Source organism: Clavibacter sp. MX14-G9D (genome assembly GCF_032917815.1).
GTDB lineage: Bacteria > Actinomycetota > Actinomycetes > Actinomycetales > Microbacteriaceae > Clavibacter > Clavibacter michiganensis_K.
Window position 1 is genome coordinate 1 of the sequence record NZ_JAVCVL010000084.1, and the last position, 10,395, is coordinate 10,395.

Annotated in this window: 13 protein-coding genes; 7 read left to right on the plus strand and 6 right to left on the minus strand. The window is 74.9% G+C overall.

Annotated features, from left to right (window positions below):
* Both Q6969_RS08585 and Q6969_RS08590 read left to right on the plus strand, forming a co-directional pair.
* Positions 1 to 690: FHA domain-containing protein (locus Q6969_RS08585; RefSeq protein ID WP_317230056.1), on the plus strand; the 690-nt coding region annotated here is incomplete at its 5' end.
* Entirely contained in the window at positions 687 to 1,520 is an 834-nt protein-coding gene (locus Q6969_RS08590; RefSeq protein WP_317230057.1) for a protein phosphatase 2C domain-containing protein, read from the plus strand. The genes Q6969_RS08585 and Q6969_RS08590, both read left to right, overlap by 4 nt.
* Before the next feature lie 36 nt (positions 1,521 to 1,556).
* Here the strand turns inward: Q6969_RS08590 and dapD are convergent, their stop codons facing one another.
* Entirely contained in the window at positions 1,557 to 2,561 is a 1,005-nt protein-coding gene (gene dapD, locus Q6969_RS08595) for a 2,3,4,5-tetrahydropyridine-2,6-dicarboxylate N-succinyltransferase (RefSeq protein ID WP_317230058.1), read from the minus strand.
* A gap of 80 nt (positions 2,562 to 2,641) precedes the next feature.
* Between dapD and dapE the strand changes: the two genes are divergently transcribed.
* The 3 genes from dapE to Q6969_RS08610 all read left to right on the plus strand — a co-directional run bounded on the left by dapE (position 2,642) and on the right by Q6969_RS08610 (position 5,274).
* The gene (gene dapE / locus Q6969_RS08600) at positions 2,642 to 3,739 is read left to right on the plus strand and encodes a succinyl-diaminopimelate desuccinylase (RefSeq protein WP_317230059.1); all 1,098 of its coding nucleotides are present in this window, start codon (positions 2,642 to 2,644) and stop codon (positions 3,737 to 3,739) included.
* Positions 3,721 to 4,953, plus strand: a complete 1,233-nt coding sequence (locus tag Q6969_RS08605) for a hypothetical protein (RefSeq protein WP_317230060.1) — start codon at positions 3,721 to 3,723, stop codon at positions 4,951 to 4,953. The genes dapE and Q6969_RS08605 overlap by 19 nt, the downstream gene beginning before the upstream one ends.
* A gap of 147 nt (positions 4,954 to 5,100) precedes the next feature.
* Entirely contained in the window at positions 5,101 to 5,274 is a 174-nt protein-coding gene (locus Q6969_RS08610; protein ID WP_012037866.1) for a DUF3117 domain-containing protein, read from the plus strand.
* 124 nt (positions 5,275 to 5,398) lie between these two features.
* Here the strand turns inward: Q6969_RS08610 and Q6969_RS08615 are convergent, their stop codons facing one another.
* Positions 5,399 to 6,031: an O-methyltransferase gene (locus Q6969_RS08615; RefSeq protein ID WP_317230061.1), complete on the minus strand. Its 633-nt coding sequence runs from the start codon at positions 6,029 to 6,031 to the stop codon at positions 5,399 to 5,401.
* Positions 6,032 to 6,181: 150 nt separating this feature from the next.
* Between Q6969_RS08615 and Q6969_RS08620 the strand changes: the two genes are divergently transcribed.
* The gene (locus tag Q6969_RS08620) at positions 6,182 to 6,556 is read left to right on the plus strand and encodes a translocase (protein WP_012299244.1); all 375 of its coding nucleotides are present in this window, start codon (positions 6,182 to 6,184) and stop codon (positions 6,554 to 6,556) included.
* A 97-nt stretch (positions 6,557 to 6,653) separates the two neighbouring features.
* On the opposite strand, the gene Q6969_RS08625 is transcribed toward Q6969_RS08620, so the two are convergent.
* Positions 6,654 to 7,571 (minus strand): LysR family transcriptional regulator, encoded by a 918-nt coding sequence (locus Q6969_RS08625; protein ID WP_317230062.1) that lies wholly within the window; start codon positions 7,569 to 7,571, stop codon positions 6,654 to 6,656.
* A gap of 115 nt (positions 7,572 to 7,686) precedes the next feature.
* Between Q6969_RS08625 and Q6969_RS08630 the strand changes: the two genes are divergently transcribed.
* Positions 7,687 to 7,809, plus strand: a complete 123-nt coding sequence (locus Q6969_RS08630) for a hypothetical protein (protein ID WP_317230063.1) — start codon at positions 7,687 to 7,689, stop codon at positions 7,807 to 7,809.
* A 96-nt stretch (positions 7,810 to 7,905) separates the two neighbouring features.
* On the opposite strand, the gene Q6969_RS08635 is transcribed toward Q6969_RS08630, so the two are convergent.
* The 3 genes from Q6969_RS08635 to Q6969_RS08645 form a co-directional block, all read right to left on the minus strand.
* Positions 7,906 to 9,081, minus strand: a complete 1,176-nt coding sequence (locus Q6969_RS08635) for a P-loop NTPase (protein ID WP_317230064.1) — start codon at positions 9,079 to 9,081, stop codon at positions 7,906 to 7,908.
* Positions 9,071 to 9,622, minus strand: a complete 552-nt coding sequence (locus Q6969_RS08640; RefSeq protein WP_317230065.1) for a DUF1003 domain-containing protein — start codon at positions 9,620 to 9,622, stop codon at positions 9,071 to 9,073. The genes Q6969_RS08635 and Q6969_RS08640 overlap by 11 nt, the downstream gene beginning before the upstream one ends.
* Positions 9,606 to 10,395: magnesium transporter MgtE N-terminal domain-containing protein (locus Q6969_RS08645; protein WP_317230066.1), on the minus strand; the 790-nt coding region annotated here is incomplete at its 5' end. The genes Q6969_RS08640 and Q6969_RS08645, both read right to left, overlap by 17 nt.

The following is a 10,395-nucleotide window of genomic DNA, read 5'->3' on the forward strand; positions in this document are numbered from 1 at the left end:
GCAGTCGCCGCCGTACCGGCACCTCCCGCCGCCCCACCGGCAGGCACCGCCGGTCCCGTCCCGACGGATCCGGCGCTGGGTGCGACCGTCCTCGACACCCCGGATCCCGGTGCGCCGGACCCGCATCCCGCCTCGGCCGCTGCCCCCGGGCCGGGAGCCGCGTCCGCCGGCGCAACCGGCACCTCCGGGAGCCGTTCCGACGCGGCCGCGCGTGCCCGCTCCGCCGGCATCCCGACGGTCGCGATCCGCACCCTCCCGGAGGACGACGAGGACGACGCGACGCGCAGCGTGCACGCGTTCCGCGTCGTGCGCGAGGGCCGGCCGCCGATGGGCGGGGACGACGGGCACGACGGCGGACCCGGGGGCGGATCCACCGGCGACAGGATCCCGCTCGACGCGCCGGTCATCGTCGGCCGACGCCCGCGGCCGCCGCGCGTCGTGCGCGGCCCGGAGCCGCGCCTCGTGGCCGTGCCCTCGCCGCTCGGCGAGATCTCGGGCACCCACGTCGCGCTGCGGCAGGACTCGGGCGTGGTCGTCGTGACCGACCTCGACTCCACCAACGGGACCGCGGTGCTGGCACCGGGCGCCGAGCGGCTGGCGCTCCGGCCCGGCGAGTCCCTCGTGGTCGTCCCCGGCACGCGCATCGACCTGGGCGACGGCGTCGTCCTCGAGATCCTGTCCGCCCGATGACCGCCATCGGAGAGGACGTCGCGGAGACCTCGCTCGCCCTGCCGGACGGCCGCGCCCTCGTCCTCGGCTGGGCGTCCGCGACCGATCGCGGGCTCCGCCGCGACCACAACGAGGACAGCCTGCTCGCCGCCGTGCCCTACTTCGTCGTCGCCGACGGCATGGGCGGGCACGCGGCCGGCGACGTCGCGAGCGATGCCGTCATCCGCCGCCTGGCCGAGGAGCAGGGGCGCGCCGAGTCCGGATTCGCGGATCCCGAGGGCGTGGAGCCCGCGCTCGATCGCGCCGTGGACGACATCCGCGAGGAGACCGGGGACCTGGAGCTGCACGCCGGCACGACCGTCACGGGCGCCTGCCTCACGCTGGTGTCGGAGCGTCCGTACTGGGCCGTGTTCAACGTCGGGGACTCCCGCGTGTACCAGCTGCGCGGCGACGTGCTCGAGCAGGTCACCGTCGACCACTCGGTCGTGCAGGAGATGGTGGACGCCGGCCGCCTCACGCGCGCCCAGGCGGACCGGCACCCGGACGGCAACATCATCACCCGCGCGGTGGGCGTCGGCGACGCGGCCGAGGCGGACTACTGGCTGCTGCCGGTCACGGCGCGGCTCCGCCTGCTCGTGTGCTCCGACGGGCTGACGAAGGAGCTGTCGGACGCGGAGATCCGCGGCCACCTGCTGCGCGCGGACGACGCGGCCACGGCCGTGCGGGACCTCGTCGTGCACGCGCTCGAGAACGGCGGACGCGACAACGTGACGGCGGTCGTGGTCGACGTGCTGCGCATCGACCCGCCCGCGGACGCTCCCGCCCCGCGCCGGCGGGTCCTGCGGCGCTGACGCCCGAGTCCGGACGCCGCGCGACGCGGACGGGAGCTAGGCGTGCAGCGCCTCGTTGAGGATCGCGCCGCCGCCGCGCCGCGGGACCGCCTCGACGGCGCCGGTGAGCGAGTTGCGGCGGAACAGGAGCCCCGGCCGACCCGACAGCTCCACGGCCTTCACCTGCGGCGTGCTGCCGTCGGCACCGGGTGCCGCGCCGACCAGGAGGACCTTGGTGCCGGCCGTCACGTAGAGGCCGGCCTCGACGACGCTGTCGTCGCCGATGGAGATGCCCACGCCCGAGTTCGCCCCGAGGAGCGCCCGCTCGCCGATCGTCACGCGGTCGGTGCCGCCGCCGGAGAGCGTGCCCATGATGGACGCGCCGCCGCCGACGTCCGAGCCGTCGCCGACGACGACGCCCTGCGAGATCCGCCCCTCGACCATCGAGGAGCCCAGCGTGCCGGCGTTGAAGTTGACGAACCCCTCGTGCATGACGGTGGTGCCCGGCGCGAGGTGCGCGCCGAGGCGCACGCGGGACGCGTCGGCGATGCGGACGCGGTCCGGGGTGACGTAGTCGAGCAGCCGCGGGAACTTGTCCACGCCGTGGGCGGCGATGCCCGCGCGCTGGAGGGACGGCCGGAGGCGGTCGAAGTCGTCGGGGTGCACGGGGCCGGCGTTCGTCCAGACGACGATGGGCAGGTGGCCGAAGATCCCCTCGAGGGACAGCCCGTTGGGCCGCACGAGCAGGTGGCTGAGCAGGTGGAGGCGGAGGTAGGCGTCGGGCGTCGATGCCGGGGGCGCCTGCAGGTCGATCTCGACGGTCACGATGTCGACCGTCACGCCGCGACGCGGATCGGCCACCGCGAGCTCCTCCACCCACGCCGGCGCGATCCAGCGGTCGCGTCCGGCGGGGAGCGCGCCGAGCTCCGGCGCGGGGAACCAGGTGTCGAGGACGGTGCCGTCGGAGGCGACCGTGGCGAGGCCGTAGCCCCACGCGGATCCGGAGGCAGCGGCGGACCCGGCGGCAGGCGCGGCGGACGAGGAGGGAGCGGGGGAGGCCATGCGGCCAGCGTACCGATCGGGCGGCGCCCGGCCGGGTGCTCCCCGGTGGGGCGCACCGCCCCCGACCTAGGATGTTCGGCATGCCGACCGACACCCATGCCGTGCCCGAGCTCGACCTGACCGCGGGGAGCGTGGAGGTCACCCGCCGCATCTGCGACATGGAGTCCGTCTCCGGGGACGAGGGCCCCCTCGCGGACGCCATCGAGCGCGCCCTCGCCGGCTGCGCCCACCTCGACGTGGAGCGGGACGGCGACGCCGTCATCGCGCGCACGCACCTCGGCCGCGACCGCCGCGTCGTCATCGCGGGGCACATCGACACCGTGCCGCTCAACCGCAACCTCCCCACGCGCACCGAGCACGAGGACGGCGTGGAGTACCTGTGGGGGCGCGGGACCGTCGACATGAAGGCCGGCGTCGCGGTGCAGCTGGTGCTCGCGGCCGAGCTCGACGACCCCGCCTACGACATCACGTGGATCTGGTACGACCACGAGGAGGTCTCCGACAGCCTCAACGGCCTCGGCCGGCTCGCCCGCACGCGTCCGGAGCTGCTGGAGGGCGACTTCGCCATCCTCGGCGAGCCGACGCGATCCGAGATCGAGGGCGGCTGCAACGGGAACCTCCGCGTGGAGGTCCGCGCGTTCGGCAAGCGCTCGCACTCGGCCCGCTCCTGGGTGGGCGAGAACGCGATCCACCGCATCGCGCCGGTGCTCGCCACGCTGGCCGCGTACGAGGCGCGCGAGGTCGAGGTCGACGGGCTGGTCTACCGGGAGGGGCTGAACGCGGTCGGCGTCTCCGGCGGCATCGCCGGCAACGTCATCCCCGACGAGGCGATGGTGCACGTCAACTACCGCTTCGCCCCGAGCCGCTCGGGCGCCGATGCCGTCGAGCACGTGACCGGCCTCTTCCCCGGCTTCGAGATCACGGTCGTCGACCTCGCGGAGGGCGCGCGCCCCGGCCTCGACGCGGCCATCGCGCAGCCGTTCCTCGCCGCGGTCGGCGGGGAGGCGCGTCCCAAGTACGGCTGGACCGACGTCGCCCGCTTCAGCGCCCTCGGCGTGCCGGCCGTGAACTACGGCCCCGGGGACCCGCTCCTCGCGCACGCGGACGACGAGCGCGTCGACGTCGCGCAGATCACGTCGTGCGAGCGCGGCCTCCGGGCGTGGCTGACGGCGCGCTGACCCGGCCCGCGTGGCGCGCACGGGTCGACGACCTCCCCGCGGCGCGCCGGGCCCCGCTCCTGCCGTGGTGGGCCGCGGTCCTCGGGATCTACGTCGCCAGCCGCGCGCTCACCACGCTGCTCATGGTGCTGTCGGCCCGCGGCCAGATCCGGAGCCCGTGGGCCGACGCGTCCCCGACGTACCTGCGGTTCGCGACGTTCTGGGACGCGGGCTGGTACCGCGACATCCTGACCTCCGGCTATCCGTCGGTCCTCCCCGTGGACGCCGCCGGGCACGTCCAGGCGAACGCGTGGGCCTTCATGCCCGTGTACCCGGCGGTCGTGGGCGCCGTGCAGCAGGTGACCGGGGCGTCGTTCGCGGTCGCGGCCGTCGCCGTGTCGGTCGTGGCGGGCGCCGGCGCCGTCCTGGTGCTGCACCGGCTGCTGTCGCGCCTCCTCTCCCCGTCGTCCGTCATGACGGCGGTCGTCATCGTCTGCGTGGCGCCGGTCTCGCCGCTGTTCCAGGTGGCGTACGCGGAGAGCCTGCAGACGCTCCTCCTCCTCACGGCCCTGCTCCTGCTCGTCGACCGGCGCTACGCCCTCCTCGCCCCCGTCGTCGTGGTCATGGCGTTCACCCGGCCGCTCGGGCTGGCCTTCGCGTTCGCGCTGCTGCTGCACGGCGTCCTGCGGCTCGCGTCGGCCCGGCGTGACCCGTTCCCGCGCGCCGAGCGCAACCGACTCGTGCTCGCGGGGATCTCGGCCTTCGTCGCGGGTGCCGCGTGGCCCGTCATCGCCGCGATCCGCACCGGATCGGTCACGGCGTACACCGACACCGAGCTGTCCTGGCGGGCGTCCTACGTCGGGTACCGCCACCTGGTCCCGTTCGAGGCGTGGTTCGACGCCGGCGGCTTCTGGATCGGCGGCCCCCTGGGGACGATCGCCGTCCTCCTCGTCGTCGCGGCGTTCGCGCTCATGCTGACGCTCCCCTCCGTGCGCGCGCTCGGTCCCGACCTCCGCATCTGGATCGCGTCGTACGGCCTCTACCTCCTCGCCGTCTTCTTCCCGCAGTCGAGCCTCTTCCGGCTCCTGCTGCCGATGATCCCGCTGGCCGGCGCGCTCGCCGTCCCGCGATCCCGGACCTGGCGGGTCGCCGTCGTGGCGGCGATGGTCGTCGGGCAGTGGCTCTGGATCGACCTCCTGTGGCGCGCCACCGCGGGCGACTGGACGCCCCCGTGACGACGCCCTCCGCGTCGCACCCCGCGGCCCGCGCGCGCCCCCTCCACGCCCGGACGGGGGCGCCGCGGCCGTAGCACGGCGCCGCGCGTTCATCGAGGGCCGTGTCGATGCGGGATAATGGACGCACATCCACGAAAGGGGAGCCGAATGGCAGCCATGAAGCCCAGGACCGGCGACGGACCGATGGAGGCCGTGAAGGAGGGCAGGCTCATCATCGTGCGCGTGCCCTTGGAGGGAGGCGGACGACTCGTCGTCTCCGTCAACGACGCCGAAGCGAAGGAGCTTCACGACGCCCTCGCCGCGGTCACCAGCGCGAGCTAGTCGGAACGCACATCACGCGGCAGCGCCCGCCCCGTCGACGATGGGGCGGGCGCTGTCGCGTTCCGGTGCCGTCGTGGTCCGCGCCGCGCCGCGCCGCGCCGCGCGGCCGGTGCCGGTGCCGGTCTCAGCGGCCGGTCTTGGCGATCTGCAGCAGGCCGTCGCCCGCGGGGGACAGGGACGCGACGACCGCACCCGAGCCGGCCGTCTCCTGCACGAGCGTGCGGAACGCGGCGGTCTGCGCGTCGCGCGCGGCCGGGTTCTGCACGCGCCCGCGCCAGAGCGCATGCGGCACGAGGACGAGACCGCCGGTACGGGCGAGTCGGAGGCCGTGCTCGACGTACTCGATGACCTGGGCGGGATCCGCGTCCACGAGCACCAGGTCGTAGCTCGCGTCGCTCATGCGGGGCAGCACGTCGAGCGCGCGACCCGCGATGAGGCGGACGCGGTTCGCCGGGACCTCGGCGTCGGCCAGGATCTCGCGCGCCGCCTGCTGGTGGTCGAACTCCACGTCGATGCTCGTGAGCACGGCGCGCGGCGCCCCGCGGAAGATGCAGAGGCCGGAGACCCCGGCGCCCGTGCCGATCTCGATGACGCTGGTGGCGCGGGTCGCGGCGGCGAGGAGGGAGAGCTGGGCGCCGACGGCGGGGGAGACGGCCTCGATGCCGAGCTCGCGGGAGTGCTGGCGGGCCAGGGCGATGTGCTCGTCCTCCACGACGACGTCCTCGGCGAACTTCCACCCGGTCTCCTGGTCGGACACGCGGCACCTCCCTCTTCCGGGTCCCCAGGGTATCGGCCCGCGGACGGACGCCCGACCGGGACCTGTCCGGTGGCGCCCCGATGCGCCGCGCAGGCTGACGGGAGCCTGCGGGCGGGTGGAGATCGGGCATCTACCGGCTAGCCTGTGATCATGTTCGGCCTGACGTTCGAGAAGCTGATGCTCATCGGCATCATCGCCGTGTTCCTGCTCGGCCCCGAGCGGCTGCCGATCTACACCCAGAAGCTCGCGGATCTGGTGAAGGCGGCCCGCCGCATGGCCACCGGCGCCCGGGAGCGCATGCGCGACGAGCTCGGCCCGGAGTTCGACGAGGTCGACTGGAAGAAGCTCGACCCGCGCCAGTACGACCCGCGCCGCATCATCAAGGAGGCGCTGTTCGAGGACGAGCCGGTCGTCACGAAGCCGCGCGTGCCCGTCGAGACCACGATCGCCCGCCGTCAGCGCCTGGAACGCGAGGCCGCCGCCGCCTCCGCCCAGCCCGCGCCCTTCGACGCCGAGGCGACCTGACGCCCGTCGTCCGACGCTGACGCCCGATTCCCGACGCCGGATGCCCGGCGCGGCCTGACCGGCTGCTCGGGCCATCCGCGTCCACGCCGCACGGCGCTCAGCCGTTCGCGCTGAAGCGCGCGTCCACGGTGCGCGCCTCCTCGCGGAGCGCGTCCACGACGGCCCGCACCGACGGCCGCTCGGCGCGATCGGGCCGCAGCAGCACGTGCACGTGGCGCCGGGACACGACGCCGGTGAGCCGCTTCACCACCACGCCGTCGTGCTGGCCCGCCGTGTAGCGGGGCAGCAGCGCGATCCCGTGCCCCGCGGCGACGAGGGACTCGGTGATGCGGGTGTCGTTGACGCGCTGGACGACCCGGGCGGGGGCGCCGAGGGCCTGCTCGATGTCGAGGAGGATCCGGTCGAAGGGGAGTCCCTGCGGCACCCCGATCCACGGCTCGCCGCCGAGGTCGGCGGGGCTCACGGATGCGCGGCCGGCCAGCCGGTGGCCCGACGGCATGGCGACGTCGAGCGGCTCCACCATGAGCGGGACGATGACGAGGCCGAGCCCGCGCCAGGTGCCCGCCCCCGCGAGCGAGTGCGCGATGACGACGTCGAAGTCGGCCGTGAGGTCGGCGAAGGCCCGGGAGGCCGGGTCGCGGTCGCTGGCGCGCACGGTGAGGTCGGCGATCGCCGCGACGCGGTCGAGGAGGCCGGGCAGCAGCATCTGCCCCGCGGTGGGGAACATCGCCAGCGTGACCTCGCCCGCGGGCTGGTGCCGGAAGTCCTCCCAGAGCGCCTCGGCGCGCGCGACCGCGACGGCGATGTCGGTGGCCGTGCGGGCGAGCGCGCGGCCCGCGTCGGTGAGGACGATGCCGCGCCCGGACCGCTCGGTGAGCGGCACCCCGGCCTCCCGCTCGAGCACCTTGAGCTGCTGGGAGACCGCGGACGGGGTGCGCCCGGCGGCGCGCGCGACGGCCCCGACGCTGCCCCGGTCGGCGAGCTCCCGGAGGAGCTCGAGGCGGCGGATGTCCATGTAGGCAAGCTACACGACCAGGCAAGGACTATGAGCTTGTCCTGAACGATGAGCGGTGGTCTCCTGGAGGTGCGGCGGAATGCGCCGCCATCCGCCTTCCCGCAGGAGCACCACCATGACCGTCTTCCTCATCGCCGTCGCCGCCCTCTCCGTCTCCGCCGTCGCCGGCACCGTCGTCATCACCGCGCGCGACGGCTATCGCGCCGTGCCGACCCGCACGCACCGCAGCCACGTCTAGGCAGCACGCGCAGCACCGACGAGGAGGACGGCAGCCCCTGGGGTGCCGTCCTCCTCGTGCGTCACGGGGCCGCCGCGGCACCCCTGCGCGTGCCGCCTAGGAGACGGAGAGCCCGAGCCGCCGTCCCGCGAGGCCGCGGCCGCGAGTGGCCAGGTGATCCGCGACGCGCTGGATCTGGACCGCGGCGGGGTCGCCGGGCGCGGCCAGGACGAGGGGCGCGCCGGCGTCGCCTCCCTGCCGGAGCGCGACGCTGAGGGGGACGCTCGCGAGGAGGGGGACGGGCTCGTCCTGCCCCGCCGACAGGCGCCGCGCGACCTCCTCGCCGCCGCCCGCGCCGAAGAGCTCGAGCACCGACCCGTCGGGCTGCGCGAGCCCGGCCATGTTCTCGACGACGCCCGCGACGCGCTGCCCGGTCTGCCGGGCGACGAGCCCGCTCCGCTCGGCGACGTCGGCCGCGGCCGGTTGCGGCGTGGTGACCACGAGCACCTCGGCATGCGGGAGGAGCTGCCCCACCGTGATGGCGACGTCCCCGGTGCCGGGCGGCAGGTCGAGCAGCAGCACGTCGAGGTCGCCGAAGAAGACGTCCGTGAGGAACTGCTGGATGGTGCGGTGCAGCATCGGGCCGCGCCAGGACACCGCGGTGCCGCCCGTGGCGTCCGGGTCGAGGAACATGCCGATGGAGATGACCTTCACGCCGTGGGCGACGGGCGGCAGGATCATGTCGCCGACGCGGGTGGGCTGGGCCGTGCGTCCGTCCCGGTCGACGAGCCCGAGGATGCCCGGGATGGAGAACCCGTGCACGTCGGCGTCGACGAGGCCGACGGCGAGCCCCCTCGCCGCGAGCGCGACCGCCAGGTTGGCCGTGAGCGTCGACTTGCCGACGCCGCCCTTGCCGCTCGTCACGGCGTAGACGCGCGTGAGGCTGTCCGGACCGAAGGGGATGCCGCGCTGGGCGGCCGGGCCGCGGAGCCGCTCGGTGAGCGCTCGACGCCGCTCGGGACTCATCACCCCCACGGTGAGCTCCAGGCGCATGACGCCCGGGACGGCCGCGACGGTCTCGCGCACGTCGCGCTCGATGGAGGTCGCCGCCGGGCAGCCGACGATCGTCAGGGCGATGTCGACGTGCGCCACGCCCCCGTCCTCGACGCGCACGTCGGAGACCATGTCGAGCTCCGTGATGGGGCGGCGGATCTCCGGGTCCACGACGCGCGCGAGCGCCTGCCGCACCGCGTCCGCGGTGAGCGGCCCCGTGCCGGCGGCCTCAGCGGCCATGCGTCCTGCGGCGGCCCTCGGCCTCGGCGTCCTCCGCCTCGGGGTCGTCACGGCGGTCGAGCTCCTCGAGGAGCTGCCGGAGCTCGGCGCGGATGAAGTCCTTCGACGCCACGTCCTTCATCTGCAGGCGGAGGGAGACCACCTCGCGGGCGAGGTACTCGACGTCGGCGACGTTGCGCTCGGCGCGCTGCCGGTCCTGCTCGATCTGCACGCGGTCGCGGTCGTCCTGGCGGTTCTGCGCGAGGAGGATGAGCGGCGCGGCGTACGAGGCCTGCAGCGAGAGGATCAGCGTGAGGGCCGTGAAGCCGAGCGCCGCGGAGTCGAAGCGGGCGGACTCGGGTCCGTACGTGTTGTAGACGATCCACGCGACGCAGAACAGCGTGAGGCCCACCAGGAACCACGGCGTGCCCATGCCCCGCGCGATGGACTCGGTGAAGCGGCCGAACCGGTCGCGGCTCGCGCGGTTGCGCATCGGGAGGACGGTGGTGCGGAGGCCCTTGGGGGCGTCCAGGCGGACGTCGCGGTTACTCTGCCGTGCCACGGGGGATCCTCCGTCCTCGTACGGGTCCTGCGGTGGGGATGGCGGCCGTGGCCGTGCCGTGGAAGCGGGCGGTGGCGCGCTTGCGGGTCTCCCGCTCGGCGTCGGCGCTGCGCCAGTCGTCCGGGAGCAGGTGGTCGAGCACGTCGTCGATCGTGACCACGCCGACGAGGCGGTGGTTCTCGTCCACCACGGGCACCGACACGAGGTTGTAGCTCGCCATGATGCGGGAGACCTCGGCCGCGCTGGTGTCGGCGCGGACGGGCTCCAGGCCCTGGTCGAGCAACGTGCCGAGGCGCTCATGCGGCGGGTAGCGCAGCATCCGCTGGAAGTGCACCATGCCGAGGAAGCGGCCCGTGGGCGGCTCGTACGGCGGGAGGGTGACGCACACGGCCGCGCCCAGGGTGGGGGCCAGCTCGTGCCGGCGGATGAGCGCGAGGCCCTCCGCGACGGTCGCGTCGCCCGACACGATGACCGGGTCGGTGGTCATGAGGCCGCCCGCGGTGTCCGGCGCGTAGCTGAGGAGCATGCGGACGTCGTCCGCCTCCTCCGGCTGCATCAGCTCTAGCAGCGCCTCGCCGCGCTCCTCCGAGAGCTGCGCGATGAGGTCGGCCGCGTCGTCCGGCTGCATCTGGTCGAGCACGTCGGCGGCGCGGTCGTCGTCGAGCGTGGCCATGATCTGCACCTGCTCGGACTCGGGCATCTCCTCGAGCACGTCGGCGAGCCGGGCGTCGGGCAGCTCCTCGGCGACCTCGAGGCGGCGCGCCTGCGGCAGG